The sequence below is a fragment of the Methyloversatilis thermotolerans genome (assembly GCF_000372885.1).
In the GTDB taxonomy this organism is placed as follows: domain Bacteria; phylum Pseudomonadota; class Gammaproteobacteria; order Burkholderiales; family Rhodocyclaceae; genus Methyloversatilis; species Methyloversatilis thermotolerans.
In genome coordinates this window covers 3,845,304-3,859,437 of the sequence record NZ_KB889967.1, presented here as the reverse complement: position 1 = coordinate 3,859,437, position 14,134 = coordinate 3,845,304, and the positions used below count along the sequence as shown (strand labels likewise).

11 protein-coding genes are annotated in these 14,134 nt (G+C 65.6%); 6 read left to right on the top strand and 5 right to left on the bottom strand.

The window, feature by feature from the left end; genetic code table 11:
* Positions 1-104: 104 nt before the first annotated feature.
* The 3 genes from A3Q7_RS0117590 to uvrD are packed head-to-tail and all read right to left on the bottom strand — an operon-like array spanning position 105 to position 3,821.
* Positions 105-677 carry a poly-gamma-glutamate hydrolase family protein gene (locus A3Q7_RS0117590; RefSeq protein WP_018413229.1) on the bottom strand — a complete coding sequence of 191 codons (573 nt, stop codon included), beginning with the start codon at positions 675-677 and terminating at the stop codon, positions 105-107.
* Positions 678-687: 10 nt separating this feature from the next.
* Positions 688-1,587 carry a tetratricopeptide repeat protein gene (locus A3Q7_RS0117585; protein WP_018413228.1) on the bottom strand — a complete coding sequence of 300 codons (900 nt, stop codon included), beginning with the start codon at positions 1,585-1,587 and terminating at the stop codon, positions 688-690.
* Between the two features lie 5 nt (positions 1,588-1,592).
* Positions 1,593-3,821 carry a DNA helicase II gene (gene uvrD / locus A3Q7_RS0117580; RefSeq protein ID WP_018413227.1) on the bottom strand — a complete coding sequence of 743 codons (2,229 nt, stop codon included), beginning with the start codon at positions 3,819-3,821 and terminating at the stop codon, positions 1,593-1,595.
* Positions 3,822-3,955: 134 nt separating this feature from the next.
* On the opposite strand from uvrD, the gene A3Q7_RS0117575 reads away from it, so the two are divergent.
* The 6 genes from A3Q7_RS0117575 to A3Q7_RS0117550 all read left to right on the top strand — a co-directional run bounded on the left by A3Q7_RS0117575 (position 3,956) and on the right by A3Q7_RS0117550 (position 11,334).
* Complete coding sequence (locus A3Q7_RS0117575) at positions 3,956-4,879, top strand: mechanosensitive ion channel family protein (protein ID WP_018413226.1); 924 nt, start codon at positions 3,956-3,958, stop codon at positions 4,877-4,879.
* Between the two features lie 104 nt (positions 4,880-4,983).
* Complete coding sequence (gene leuS, locus A3Q7_RS0117570; protein ID WP_018413225.1) at positions 4,984-7,617, top strand: leucine--tRNA ligase; 2,634 nt, start codon at positions 4,984-4,986, stop codon at positions 7,615-7,617.
* Between the two features lie 14 nt (positions 7,618-7,631).
* Complete coding sequence (locus A3Q7_RS0117565; protein WP_026224981.1) at positions 7,632-8,147, top strand: LPS-assembly lipoprotein LptE; 516 nt, start codon at positions 7,632-7,634, stop codon at positions 8,145-8,147.
* Between the two features lie 3 nt (positions 8,148-8,150).
* Positions 8,151-9,155 (top strand): DNA polymerase III subunit delta, encoded by a 1,005-nt coding sequence (gene holA, locus A3Q7_RS0117560; protein ID WP_018413223.1) that lies wholly within the window; start codon positions 8,151-8,153, stop codon positions 9,153-9,155.
* Between the two features lie 267 nt (positions 9,156-9,422).
* Positions 9,423-10,679, top strand: a complete 1,257-nt coding sequence (locus A3Q7_RS0117555; protein ID WP_018413222.1) for a glutamate-5-semialdehyde dehydrogenase — start codon at positions 9,423-9,425, stop codon at positions 10,677-10,679.
* Positions 10,680-10,692: 13 nt separating this feature from the next.
* On the top strand, positions 10,693-11,334 hold the full coding sequence (locus tag A3Q7_RS0117550) for a MarC family protein (protein WP_051079144.1): 642 nt from the start codon (positions 10,693-10,695) through the stop codon (positions 11,332-11,334).
* A gap of 29 nt (positions 11,335-11,363) precedes the next feature.
* Here the strand turns inward: A3Q7_RS0117550 and A3Q7_RS0117545 are convergent, their stop codons facing one another.
* The gene (locus A3Q7_RS0117545; RefSeq protein ID WP_018413220.1) at positions 11,364-12,764 is read right to left on the bottom strand and encodes a FecR family protein; all 1,401 of its coding nucleotides are present in this window, start codon (positions 12,762-12,764) and stop codon (positions 11,364-11,366) included.
* 9 nt (positions 12,765-12,773) lie between these two features.
* Positions 12,774-14,099, bottom strand: a complete 1,326-nt coding sequence (locus A3Q7_RS0117540) for a tetratricopeptide repeat protein (RefSeq protein WP_018413219.1) — start codon at positions 14,097-14,099, stop codon at positions 12,774-12,776.
* Between the last annotated feature and the right edge of the window lie 35 nt (positions 14,100-14,134).

Here is a 14,134-nt window from a genome sequence, read left to right as displayed (position 1 = left end):
GAATCGGGGCCGATGCGGAGCGGGAACATCCGCACCGGACCGGCGATTGTAGTCGCACATGGTTCCGACGACCGTGACGACTCCCCGATATTGCGGCAACGGTTTCATCGACCGGCCTGCGCGAGCACGCGCCTGGCCGCGGCAACGACGGCGGATTGAAGCGGACCGCCACGCAGCCGGTCGCTCAGCTCGAGCTGCAGGCCGGCACCGCGCCGGCCGCGATTGCACAGGTTGGCGGCACTCAGCCCTGCGTAGCGATGAGCGCTGGTCCACGCGGGCACACCGCGCACGTACAACGCGTCGGCCAGCGTGCAGGCCAGCCGCCGGTCGCGACCGCCGATCAGCGCCCGCGTGCCGGCATCGGCCACGCCATGCACGATCAGCACTTGCTCGCACTCCGCAAGCAATCCGATGGCCCGCGGCTCGTCGAAACGGCTGCTCGTAATGTGCAATTGTTCGAAATTGTGCGAGGGCAGCAGGCCCTCGAACAGATACAGATCGAACTCGTCGCCGGCGATTGCGCGCGCCACCTCGGAACAGCCACGCTCGATGTGTCCCCCGTGCGGTGCCAGCACACCGACACCGCTGCCGCGACGCAGCACGGTGATGCGATAGTCGCGCCCCTCTCGATAGACCGAGGCGAGCTGGGAATAGCTAGCGAATCGATCCCTGTGCATGGGGGCGGCGTCAGTTCGACGTGTCGGAAAGGAAAAGCTTCTCCATGCGCAGCATGCCCGGATGCGGGTGACCGGAGCGCCTCAATTCGGTGAAGTCCTCGCGCAGCACGCGCCGGAATTCATCCTTACCGCGCAAGGTCATGTTCTGCGCGTACACCTCGCGTGCGTTGCCGACCTGACCGTTCAGCAACAGGGCATGCGCCATGTTGATCTGCGCCGCCTTGTATTCCGGCGCTTCCTTCGGCACCTTCTGCACGGCTTCCAGCACCTCGTCATAGCGACCGAGATTGAGGCAGGCCCACGATAACGCGACCCAGACGCCATTGTCTCGATAGCCCGCCTGGATCGCCTTTTCCAGCCAGCGTGCGGCTTCGCCGTAATCGGTCTGCCGGCCGCCACCGCTGTACAGGGCGGCCAGATGCACGAAGGCGGGTGCGTACTCCTTGTCCGCGGCGCGGCGCGTCCAGGCAAGCGCGAGCTCGGCGGCCAGCGGATCCGCCGCATCCGCCTCGAAAACCTTCGCCAGCAGCAGCATGCCCTCGGGATCGCCGGCATCCGCAGCCTTCTGATACCAGTCGCGAGCGACCGCCTCGTCCTTGGCCACCCCCAGACCGCTGGCGTGGATCTGTCCCGCCACCACCTGCGCGCGAGGCAGTCCGGCTTCGGCCGCCAGCAAGGCCCAGCGTGCCGACGCCACATCGTCCTTGTCCAGACAGGTGCCGAAGAAGTGCCAGTCGGACATCTGCAGCATGGCCTCCGGCTCGCCCTTCTCCGCCGCCGCTCTGGCCGCCGTCAGCGCCGCCTCGCACTCGCCGCGCAGGTGGGCGGTTCGCCACTGTTCCGACGCGCCCGCTGCCGCGCCGAGCAGCACGGCACACAGCAGGAGGAAAGGACGGACGATGCGCATCATGCCGTCTATGCGGGCGTGAGCTTGGCAACCGACAGGGCCAGCCACTTCACGCCGTGGGCGCCGAAATTGACCTGGACGCGCGCGTCCGAACCCGACCCTTCGGCATTGACGATGACGCCGGCGCCAAACTTGGCATGTGCCACCTGCTGGCCGACCCGGAATCCGGTGTCGTTCGAAGCATTGCGCCGACCGCTGCCGAAGCTGCGTGGATTGGACGAGTGCGCAACGGACGCGGAGGCCCCGCCCTGGCTGTCGAACCCGCCGTAGCCTCGCGCCGACGCAGGTGGCGTGAGCCACTTCATCAGTTCTGCCGGGATTTCGTCGAGGAAACGACTGCGCACGTTGTAGCGGGTCTGTCCATGCAGCATGCGCGACTGCGCAAAGGACAGGTAGAGGCGCTGGCGCGCACGCGTGATGGCGACATACATCAGGCGGCGTTCCTCTTCCAGCCCGTCGCGCTCGAGCACCGAATTCTCGTGCGGAAACAGACCCTCCTCCAGGCCGCCGATGAACACCACGTCGAACTCCAGCCCCTTGGCCGAATGCACGGTCATGAGCTGCACCGCCGACTGGCCGGCGTCGGCCTGGTGTTCGCCCGCTTCCAGCGAGGCGTGCGACAGGAAGGCGGACAGCGGATCGGGTGGCGCGGCCTCGTCCTCGGCAGCCACCTGGGCGTAGCCTTCCTCGGAAATGAAGTTGGCGGCGGCATTGATGATTTCGTCGAGGTTGGCCACCCGCTCGGCGCCTTCCTTCTCGGTCTGGTAATGCGCCCGCAGACCGGACAGTTCGAGCACCTGTTCGACCATTTCCGGCAACTTCAGTCCTTCGCAGGCGAAGCGCAACTGATCGACCAGCTTCACGAAGGCACCGACCGACTGCGCGGCCTTGCCGGTCAGGAAATTGAGCGCGCCGTACAGGCTGCTGCTGTGCGCCTGCGCGGCGTCCTGCAACTGTTCCAGCGAGCGCGCGCCGATGCCGCGGGTGGGGAAATTCACCACGCGGGTGAATGCCGTGTCATCGTGCGGATTGGCGATCAGCCGCATGTAGGCCAGTGCGTGCTTCACTTCCTGCCGCTCGAAGAAGCGCAGACCGCCATAGACGCGGTAGGGAATGCCGGACGAGAACAGCGCATGTTCGAGCACGCGCGACTGCGCATTGCTGCGATAGAGCAGCGCGATGTCGTCGCGCGCTGTGCCGTCGTGGATCAGCGCGCGGATTTCCTCGACCACCCAGCGCGCCTCCTCGATGTCGTTGAACGCTTCATAGACGCGCAGCGGTTCGCCGCTGCCCGCTTCGGTCCACAGGTTCTTGCCCAGGCGACCGCTGTTGTGGCGGATCACCGCATTGGCCGCGTCGAGTATGTTGCCGTGCGAACGGTAGTTCTGCTCCAGCCGGATCACGTTGTCGACGTGGAACTCGCGCTCGAAGTCGCGCATATTGCCGACCTCGGCGCCGCGAAAGCGGTAGATGCTCTGGTCGTCGTCGCCGACTGCCATCACCGCCGCCGGCCGCTCCGTGCCCAGACCGGCCAGAAGCTTGAGCCAGCGGTACTGAAGCACATTGGTGTCCTGGAATTCGTCGACCAGGATGTGGCGGAAACGGCGCTGGTAATGCACGCGTATCGGTTCGTTGCGCTGAAGCAGTTCGTAGCAGCGCAGCAGCAGTTCGGCGAAATCGACCACGCCTTCGCGCTGGCACTGCGCCTCGTACGCTTCGTAGAGTTGCACGCGCTTGCGTGCGAAATCGTCCCAGGCCTCGACCTCGTGCGGGCGCAAGCCCTGTTCCTTGGCGGAATTGATGAAATACATCAGATCGCGCGCGGGGAACTTCTCGTCGTCGATGTTCAGCGCCTTCAACAGGCGCTTGATCGCCGAAAGCTGGTCGGCGGAATCCAGTATCTGGAACAACTGCGGCAACCCGGCGTCCTTCCAGTGGGCGCGCAGCATGCGGTTGCACAGACCGTGGAAGGTCCCCATCCAGAGGCCGCGCGCATTCATCGGCAGCATCGCGGTGAGCCGCGCCAGCATTTCCTTGGCCGCCTTGTTGGTGAAGGTGACGGCGAGAATGCCGTGCGGCGACACCTGGCCGGTGGACATGAGCCAGGCCAGCCGCGTGGTGAGCACGCGGGTCTTGCCGGAACCGGCGCCGGCCAGGATGAGCGCCGATTGTGGCGGCAGGGTGACGGCCTGGAACTGCTGCTCGTTCAGGCCGGACAGGAGCGGATTGGAGGTCATGCCGCGGATTCTACCGGCCGTGCCCGGGTGCTGCTCGGCATCGTCAGCCTGTAGTCCTTCTCCGACAGGATGGAACCCCCGGCCGTAATGCACGGTCCGGCCTGAACAACTTTGCATTCAGGGAGAACATCACAATGACCGACTGGGCCCACGCCTCCGCCTGGCTCTACACATGGAGTGCAGAACGCCTGCCGCTGCTGCTGGACCTGACGATCCGGCTCGCCGTCATCCTGGTCATCGCCTGGTTCCTGCGCCTGCTGGCGCGCCGTGCGATCCGCATCGTCCATGCGACCTTGCGCAACCGCACCGATAGCATCGAGGACATCAAGCGCATCGACACGCTGGTGCGCGTGGCGCGCTATGCCGCCTCGGCAGTGATCGTCATCATCGCCGGCGGCCTTGCGCTGAGCGTGCTCGGCATTTCCGTAGCGCCTCTGCTGGCCACCGCCGGCGTGGCAGGTATCGCCATCGGCTTCGGAGCGCAGTCGCTGGTCAAGGACATTTTCTCGGGCTTCTTCGTACTGCTCGAGAACCAGATACGGGTCGGCGACGTGGTGAGCATCGCGGGACGCGACGGCGCGGTCGAAGAAGTGACACTGCGCTACGTCAGGCTGCGCGATTACGCAGGCGACGTTCATTTCATACCGAATGGCGAGATCAATGTGGTGACCAGCCGCTCGCGGGAATTCTCGCAGGCGGTGATGGACATCGGTGCGCACTACCGCGACAACGTCGACGAAATCTTCGAACTGATGCGCGCCGTCGCCCATGACATGCGCACGGACGAACGCTACGCGGGCAAGATTCTCGACGATCTGGAAATCGCGGGTGTCGAGGCGTGGGACGGTTCTTCCGTCACCTTGCGTGCCCGCCTCAAGACCTTGCCGCTGGCACAGTGGGAAATCCGGCGCGAATTCCTGCGCCGGCTCAAGGCGCGCTTCGACGCCGACGGCCTGGAAATACCCTATCCCCAGGTGACGCTGTCGCTGGCCCGGGAAACCGAAGCCGCCCTGTCCGGACACGCCAGCCGACTGATCGGCGCGAAACCGACCGCGTGACCGACCGGCCACCCGCTCGATGGCGGGCGTCCGCCGTGGTCGGCGTCCGGCAGGACAACACCCCTATAATGGTGGGTTAGCGTTCATTTCCGCCGCCCCGCCTCATGTCAGAAAAGCAGATTCCCGCCTACAACCCGGCCGACATCGAAGCCGCCGCACGCCGGCACTGGGATGACAGCCAGGCCTTCAAGGCCATCGAGGACGCCTCGAAACCCAAGTACTACTGCCTGTCGATGTTCCCCTACCCGTCAGGCAAGCTGCACATGGGCCATGTGCGCAACTACACGATAGGCGACGTGCTGTCGCGTTTCCATCGCATGCGCGGATACAACGTGCTGCAGCCCATGGGCTGGGACGCCTTCGGGCTGCCGGCCGAGAACGCGGCGATCAAGAACGCGGTGCCACCGGCGAAATGGACGTACGACAACATCGACTACATGCGCCAGCAGCTCAAGTCGCTGGGTTTCGCCATCGACTGGAGCCGCGAACTGGCCACCTGTCAGCCGTCCTACTACAAGTGGAACCAGTGGCTGTTCCTGCGCATGCTGGAAAAGGGCATCGCCTACAAGAAGACCCAGGTGGTGAACTGGGATCCGGTGGACCAGACCGTGCTGGCCAATGAACAGGTGATCGATGGCCGCGGCTGGCGCACCGGCGCGCTGGTCGAGAAGCGCGAGATTCCCGGCTACTACCTGGGCATCACGCAGTACGCCGACGAGCTGCTGGACGACCTGGACACGCTGGATGGCTGGCCCGAGCGCGTGAGAACGATGCAGGCCAACTGGATAGGCAAGAGCACCGGCGTGCGCTTCCCCTTCAGCCACGACATCCGCGATGACAGCGGCGCACTGATCGGCGACGGCAAGCTGTGGGTGTTCACCACCCGCGCCGACACCATCATGGGTGTCACCTTCTGCGCGGTGGCCGCCGAACATCCGCTGGCCACGCACGCGGCGCGGGGCAATCCCGAACTGGCCGCCTTCATCGAGAAGTGCAAGCACGGCTCGGTGATGGAAGCCGACATGGCGACCATGGAAAAGGAAGGTCTGCCGACCGGCCTCACCGTGGTGCATCCGCTGACCGGCGAATCGGTGCCGCTGTGGGTGGGCAACTATGTGCTGATGAGCTACGGCGACGGCGCGGTGATGGCGGTGCCGGCACACGACGAGCGCGATTTCGGCTTCGCGAAGAAGTACGACCTGCCGATCAGACAGGTGATCGCAGTCGGCGACAACGCCTTCTCGACCGACGCCTGGGCCGAGTGGTACGGCTCGAAGGACGGCATCTGCGTGAACAGCGGCAAGTACGACGGCCTGGGCTACGCCGCCGCGGTCGACGCGGTCGCCGCCGATCTCGCGGCCAAGGGCGGCGAGAAGAAAGTGCAGTGGCGTCTGCGCGACTGGGGCGTATCGCGCCAGCGCTACTGGGGCTGCCCGATTCCCATCATCCACTGCGATCACTGCGGCGACGTGCCGGTGCCGGACGATCAACTGCCGGTGGTGCTGCCGGAGGACTGCATTCCGGACGGTTCGGGCAACCCGCTGCTCAGGCGCGACGACTTCATCAATGTCGCCTGCCCGAAGTGTGGCGCACCGGCGAAGCGCGAAACCGACACCATGGACACCTTCGTCGATTCGAGCTGGTACTACGCCCGCTACTGCTCGGTCGGCAACGACGCGGCCATGGTGGACGAGCGCGCCAACTACTGGATGCAGGTGGACCAGTACATCGGCGGCATCGAGCACGCCATCCTGCACCTGCTGTACTCGCGCTTCTGGTCCAAGGTGATGCGCGACATGGGGCTGATGACGGTGAAGGAACCGTTCGCCCGCCTGCTCACCCAGGGCATGGTGCTGAACCACGCCTGGCTGCACAAGCCGGAGGGTGGCGGCAAGAACTACTACTGGGAAAGCGATGTAGACGTCCAGCGCGACGCCAAGGGCCAGATCACCGGCGGCCGGCTGAAGGCCGACGGCACCGTGCTCGAGCACGAACTGACCACCATGTCGAAGTCGAAGAACAACGGCGTGGACCCGCAGGCGCTGATCGACCAGTACGGCGCCGACACCGCGCGCTTCTTCATGATGTTCGCCAGCCCGCCGGAACAGACGCTGGAATGGAACGACGCCGGCGTCGAAGGTGCGCACCGCTTCCTGAAGCGGGTGTGGAATTTCGGCCAGGACTACAACGACGCGCTGCGCGCCCGCGTGCCGGCCGCGTCAACGCTGGGCAAGGCCAAGCTGCCGGCCGCGCTGGCTGACCTGCGACGCGAACTGCATCTGGTGCTGAAGCAGGCCAGCTACGACCTCGGCAAACAGCAGTTCAACACGGTGGCGTCCGGTTGCATGAAGATGCTCAACGCGCTGGAAAAGGCGCCGCGCGATGGCGCCGATGCGGCCGAAGTCATCGGCGAAGGGCTGTCCATGCTGCTGCGCGTACTGTCACCGATCTGCCCGCACATCACGCATGTGCTGTGGCGCGACTGCGGCTTCGGCGACGACATCCTGAACGCGCCCTGGCCGGAACCGGCCGAATCGGCGCTGGTACAGGACGAGGTCGAACTGATGCTGCAGGTCAATGGCAAGCTGCGCGGCAGTCTGCGCGTGCCCGCCGATGCGGCGAAGGATGCCGTCGAAGCGGCGGCGCTGGCGAACGAGGCGGCGCAGAAATTCATGGAAGGCAAGCCGGCGAAGAAGGTGGTGGTGGTGCCCGGCCGCCTGGTCAACATCGTGTGCTGAAGCAGGAGATTGCCGTGAACGCCCCCGCCCGACCGTCCCGACGCAGTCTGCTGCTGGCGACACTCGCCACGCTGCCGCTGGCCGCCTGCGGCTTCCAGTTGCGAGGTGTGCGCGACCTGCCCTTCGCCACGCTCTATATCAATTCGGACAGGTACTCGGAACTGACCGCCCAGTTGCGGCGCGCCATCGAGGCACAGAGCCGGACCAAAGTGACCGATGAAGTGACTGCGGCGGAAGCTGTTCTGGACATCACCGGCAACGTTTTCGAGAAAATCATCCTGAGCCTGAACTCCGCCGGTCGGGTACGCGAGTACCAGCTCAAGCAGCGTTTCACCTTCAAGGTCCGTACGCCGACCAATGTGGATATCGCGCCGCCATCGACCATCGAGGTCAGGCGGGACCTGACATACAGCGATGTCGACATCCTGGCCAAGCAACAGGAAGAGCAGCTCCTGATCGCCGAAATGCAGTCGGACGTGATCCAGCAACTGCTGCGCCGCCTGCAGGCCATCAAGCGCAATCCGGCCTGAACGATGGCGCTGCGGCCCGAACAACTGGACGCCCATCTGAAAGGGTCACTGGCGCCCTTGTACGTGCTGCATGGCGACGAACCCCTGCTGGTGATCGAGGCGGCGGACGCGATACGCGCCGCGGCACGCGCGCGCGGCTACGGCGAGCGCGAAGTGCTGGTGGTGACGCAGTACTTCAAGTGGTCGGCGCTGCTCGAGGCGGCGGGCAACATGTCGCTGTTCGGCGGCGACAAGCTGATCGACCTGCGCATTCCGACCGGCAAGCCGGGGCGTGAAGGCGGCGATGTGTTGAGCCGCTACGCGGCGCAACCGCCCGCCGGCACGGTCACCCTGGTCACCCTGCCGCTGATGGACTGGAAGGCGAAGAAAAGCGCCTGGTTTGCTGCGCTGGCCGAACACGGCATCGAGGTCGAACTGAATGCGCCACCGCTGGATCGTCTGCCGGCCTGGCTGGCCGGACGCCTGGCACGGCAGCAGCAGTCGGCGACCCCGGAGGCGCTCGAATTCATGGCGAACCATGTGGAAGGCAATCTGCTCGCGGCCAACCAGGAAGTCATGAAGCTCGCACTGCTGCACCCGCCGGGCGAACTGACGCTGGAACAGGTGCGCAACGCGGTGATGGACGTGGCTCGCTACGATGTTGACGACCTGCGCCAGGCGCTGCTGGCGGGCGATGCCGCGCGCGCCAGCCGCCTGATCGACGGCCTGCGCGCGGAAGGTGTGGCGCCACCGCTGGTACTGTGGATCGTCGTGTCGGAACTGCGCGTGCTCGCAAGCGCCCGCGCCGAGATGGATGCCGGCCGCAGCGCCGACGACGCACTGGCCGCGGCGCGCATCTTCGGCGCCCGCCAGTCGCCTTACCGCAAGGCACTGAACAGGCTTTCGTCGGCAGCCACCCGCACCGCGCTGATGCAGGCCGCGCGGCTGGACCGCATGATCAAGGGCGTGGCGCGTGGCGACGTATGGGACGAATTCCTGCAGATCGCACTGAGGGTGTGCGCGCGCTGAGGACGTACTCACGAGGGTTGTCGATGTTGTGCCGGGTTTTGCGCGCCCCGGGCGGCAGGGACGACCTGGCGACGCGGCCGTCCCCTCGCTTCAAGTCACGGCAATGTGGCGCGGCCCCGTCAGGCACCCGCTTCCCCGGGGGTGCCACCCTGTACACCCATGTAGCGACCCCGTGACGACTGGCAAGACGCCGCGCTTTCTGCTTTCATCCGTGTTTGGCTGCAGGATCCCGCATCGTGCGCGGCCTGCCGGTTTTCGGGAATCGAGATGGACATCCAGGACTACATGAACACGCTGGGCCGACAGGCCCGTGCCGCCTCGCGCCTGATGGCACAGGCCTCCACCGCCGCCAAGAACGATGCGCTGATGCGCATCGCCGCATTGCTGCGGGAACGCGCGCCGCAGTTGCTGGCCGCCAACGCGGCGGACGTGGACGCAGCGCGTGCCGGCGGTCTGGACCCCGCCATGATCGACCGTCTGACGCTGAGCGCAAAGGGTGTGGAGAACATGGCCGTCGGGCTGGAACAGGTCGCCGCCCTGCCTGATCCGGTTGGCGAAATGACCGATTTCAAGCGTCGCCCCACCGGCATCACCGTGGGCAAGATGCGGGTACCTCTGGGTGTGATCGGCATCATCTACGAGGCGCGTCCCAACGTGACCGCGGACGCCGCCGCGCTGTGCCTGAAGAGCGGAAATGCCGCCATCCTGCGCGGCGGCTCGGAAGCCGCACGCTGCAACCAGGCGGTCGCCGCCTGCGTGCGGGAGGGCCTGATCGCGGCCGGCCTGCCGGAAACCGCCGTGCAGGTGGTCGAGAGCACCGACCGCGCCGCAGTGGGCGCCCTGATCACCATGCCCCAGTTTGTGGACGTGATCGTGCCACGCGGCGGCAAGGGCCTGATCGAGCGTATTTCGCGTGAAGCGAAAGTGCCGGTGATCAAGCACCTCGACGGCAACTGCCATGTCTATATCGACGAATCCGCCGACGACGACAAGGCGGTGCGCATTGCCGACAACGCCAAGACTCATCGCTATGGCACCTGCAACACGATGGAAACCCTGCTGGTGCACATTGCCGCCGCACCGCGCGTGCTGGGCCGGCTGGCCGACATCTACCTCGGCAAGGGGGTGGAACTGCGCGGTTGCGAACGCGCACGCGCGCTGGTGCCGGCCATGAAGCCGGCGACCGACGAGGACTGGGCGACCGAATACCTCGCGCCCATCCTGGCGGTGCGCATCGTCGATTCACTGGATGCGGCGATCGACCACATCAACACCTGGAGTTCGCAGCACACCGACGCCATCGTGACCGAGAACCATACGCGGGCGATGCGCTTCATCCGCGAAGTCGATTCGGCCTCGGTCATGATCAATGCGTCAACCCGCTTCGCCGACGGCTTCGAATACGGACTGGGGGCGGAGATCGGCATCTCCACGGACAAGATTCACGCACGCGGACCGGTTGGCCTTGAAGGTCTGACCAGCCAGAAATGGGTGGTGCTGGGCGACGGTCAGGTGCGCAACTGAACCCGGCGACGGGATGGCACGCCGTCCCGTCGGCCTCCTACCCCTGGCCCCCAAGAAAGTGTCCGACAGCTTCCTGTCCGCCAGCCTGCTGCTGCTCCTGCTGTTCGACCCCTTCGGCAACGCGCCGGTCATGACCGTGCTGCTCAAGGACGTACCCGGGGAGCGGCGCCCGCGGGTCATCGCGCGCGAATGCCTCGTGGCGTGGCTGGCGCTGCTGTCCTTCATGTGGGTGGGCGACGAGGTGATGCGCGTGCTTCAACTGTCACAGACATCGCTGGGCATCGCGGGCGGCGTACTGCTGTTCCTGATTTCGCTGCGCATGATCTTTCCTCAGCCGGCCGGCGTATTCGGCGAGTGGTCCGGCGGGGAACCCTTCATCGTGCCGCTGGCCATTCCACTGATCGCCGGGCCCTCGGCGGTGGCCATGGTGATGCTGCTGGTTTCGCGCGAACCGGAGCGCTTCTGGACCTGGGCCGGCGCGATGAGCGCAGCCATGCTGGTCACGACCGCTGTGCTGATGGCGGCGGGCCCGCTGCTGCGCCGGCTAGGCGAGCGCGGCACCGCCGCCGTGGAGCGTCTGACCGGTCTGCTGCTGTGCGCGGTCGCGATACAGATGCTGCTCGACGGCATCCGCAGCTTCGCCGCATCGTTGTAGACCGTCCGCCCGTCGGCGGCACGCGCCGCTCAGTTCGATACGGCAGGGGTCAGGCTGGTCTGCGAAAACACCGCGGCGCCGCTGATCGTGCCCTTGGCGGTATCGCTGTCGAAGCGATAGACCATGCCGGCGCGTTCCGCCGAACTGCCCGCGAAGATGCCGCCGAAGGAGCCTGACGCGGAACTGCCGCAGTTGCTGCTGCAGGTCAGCGAGCCGCTGAACGAGGACTGCGAAATGCTGCCGGTCCCTGATACGCCGAAGGTCGTGTCGCTCACTCCAACGTTCAGTGACACATTCATCGACATGACAGAGAAGTCGGCAACCAGCGTGCCACTGACCGAGCCGCCGCTGAAACCCTGCGACGATGTGGGCGTGGTACTGCCACTGAGCGTGTAAGTGCCCACCACATTGCCGAGGGCGCCGATATCGGCGGTCGGCCGACCCACGATGTAATGCACGTCGGTGACCTGCGAACCGGAACAGGACACGTCGCCGGAACAGGTGGCCGAAGTCCAGCGTCCCCAGCCTATGAAACCATCCTGCCTGGACTCGACCACGGTGGCGGCCGTGACCGACGCCCCGTCGTTGCCGATGCGCACCAGTGCGCCGTTCTCTATCGTCGCGGGCGCGTTCTGCACGCTGACGATGCCGCCGTAACCGCCATAGCCGCCGTAACCGTCGTCGTAGACGCCGTACATGTAATAGCCGTCACCGGATACGAGTTCCGCGCCGGTGTAGCCATCCAGCACGGCGAGCCCGCCGCCTTCGCTGCGGTCTTCGGATGTCGAATAGCTGTCGTTACCCTGCGGAGGGTTGAGGCCGACGTTGTTCGACGGCGGAGGTGCCGGCAGATCGGTCTTGATTTCGGTGATGACCGGTGGCGTATTCTGGCCGGCGACATAGGCGCTCTGTCCGTCGCTCACGGTCAGACAGCCCGCTCCGTTGCAGACGTCGATCGCGCCATCGCCGGTCGTGACATTGATGCTGTTGCCATAGACGACAGAGTACTCGGTGCCGCGTATGCCTATCGTGGCGACCGAAGTCGTGAGCTTGTAGTTGCTGCGATTGCCCTTGCCGACCAGGCCGGTGATGGTGCGCAGCCCACCCTTGAGCAGGCTGAAGAAACCCTTGTCCTCGCTCGGCTTGCCGGCGAAGGCGTAGTCATCGACCCGGAACTGGGTCTGCGGCTGCAGGGACACCAGTGCACCATCCGTGAAACGCATCTGCGCCCGACCGGAACCGGTATCCACAAGGTCGCCGCTGTTGATCGGCGCACCCTTGGCCAGCGGCCGCGTCGTACCATCAGCCCCCACGGCACGCACCTCGCCGGCGGTGAATTCCACGCGGGCGGCCGGTGCCGCAAACAGAGGCAGCGGAAAGGCGGCGGCAATCGCCAGCGCGAGTGGCAGGGGACGGAAAGCTTGGGCCATGACTCGCTCCTAGAATGTGCGCCGCACCGCGAACTGCGCAATGCCGCGACGGTACTCGTTCAGACTGATGCTTGAATCGTTGCGCGAGAACGACAGCGATGGCGTCGCCAGCCAGTTCTTCGCGAATTCATAACTTGCGCCCAGCGACAGCGATGTCAGCGTGTCGTCCCTGACGACGCCGAACACCGGGTCGGTGGCGTGATAATCACGCGCCTCGTGCGACAGCGCACCGAACAACTGCCAGCGCTCATCCAGGCTGTGCTGTGCGCCGAAGCGGAAGCCGATCACATCATTGGCCGCGATATTGATGCCCGACGACAGATCGTTGCGGCCTGTTTCCGCGCCCAGATAGACGCTCCCGAACAGCAGCGTCTGTCCGTCGGGCAGCAGCATTGCATGCCCGACGCCATAGATGTTGCGGTTTACGTCACGCACATCATTGCTGCCTTCGTAGCGCAGCCGCGTCTGCTGCGCATAGACCGTCGTCTGGTTGCGCGCATCGTGAGTGTATTGCCACTGCAGCAGACCGCCTGTGTAATCGCGCAACTTTTCCTGATCAACCTCGAACATGCCGGCCTGCAGCAGGGCGGTTACCCGATGCTGCCCCCGCGACCAGACAACGCCGCCATTCCCGTCCAGCGCGGTCGTGTCGAAACGCGATTCGCCGCCATTGAATCTGCCGGCACCGGACGCGCCGGCGATCAACGCCCATTCGGGATTGACAGGCACGCGCACGTTGACGCCGCCGGACAGCGCACTGAACCAGGCGCTGCGACTGCGGCTGGATGTATCGAGCACGAATGCGCCCAGACTGGGCACGGTGACCGAGGTCAGCGAAGTCGCGCTGTTTACATTGGTATCGCGCCCCACGGCCGCCTCTACGTAACCGCTGAATGCGGTCCTCCCCTGCAGGGCCGCACGATCGATGGCGGCGAGCAGACGATCGATGGCGCGTACCACCTCGGGCGGGACGTCCTGGCCCCGCACCGCCTGCAATTCACGTTTTGCACCTTCCGACTCGCCCAGCGCCATATAGGCGCGGCCGATCTCGGCGCGCGCGCGCGCGTTGTCGGGCTGCACCGCGAGCACGCGCTCGAGCGCGAATACCGCGAGCGTATGCCGACCGGTTTCGAGCGCCGCGATGCCTAGCAAGAGATCGAACTGAGGATCTCCGGCTCTTTCCGACTCTTCGGCTGACAACATGCGGTAGGCATCGGCGTAACGCCCTGCTTCGATGTGAGCCGCGGCATCCTGTACCAGCGACTGGGCTTGACAGGGGACAGACAGGCCCAGAAAAAGGCTGAACATCAAGGAAATGTTTCTGCGCGCGCGCATGCGCCCTCCTGAAGGTCGGTCAAACCGATTGATTG

Bases quoted from the DNA above. Each gene is read 5' to 3' on its own strand.
- A3Q7_RS0117575 (WP_018413226.1), top strand. From the start codon at position 3,956: ATGACCGACTGGGCCCACGCCTCCGCCTGGCTCTACACATGGAGTGCA.
- A3Q7_RS0117590 (WP_018413229.1), bottom strand. From the start codon at position 677: ATGCACAGGGATCGATTCGCTAGCTATTCCCAGCTCGCCTCGGTCTAT.
- A3Q7_RS0117555 (WP_018413222.1), top strand. From the start codon at position 9,423: ATGGACATCCAGGACTACATGAACACGCTGGGCCGACAGGCCCGTGCC.
- A3Q7_RS0117540 (WP_018413219.1), bottom strand. From the start codon at position 14,099: ATGCGCGCGCGCAGAAACATTTCCTTGATGTTCAGCCTTTTTCTGGGC.
- leuS (WP_018413225.1), top strand. From the start codon at position 4,984: ATGTCAGAAAAGCAGATTCCCGCCTACAACCCGGCCGACATCGAAGCC.
- uvrD (WP_018413227.1), bottom strand. From the start codon at position 3,821: ATGACCTCCAATCCGCTCCTGTCCGGCCTGAACGAGCAGCAGTTCCAG.
- holA (WP_018413223.1), top strand. From the start codon at position 8,151: ATGGCGCTGCGGCCCGAACAACTGGACGCCCATCTGAAAGGGTCACTG.
- A3Q7_RS0117550 (WP_051079144.1), top strand. From the start codon at position 10,693: ATGGCACGCCGTCCCGTCGGCCTCCTACCCCTGGCCCCCAAGAAAGTG.
- A3Q7_RS0117585 (WP_018413228.1), bottom strand. From the start codon at position 1,587: ATGATGCGCATCGTCCGTCCTTTCCTCCTGCTGTGTGCCGTGCTGCTC.
- A3Q7_RS0117545 (WP_018413220.1), bottom strand. From the start codon at position 12,764: ATGGCCCAAGCTTTCCGTCCCCTGCCACTCGCGCTGGCGATTGCCGCC.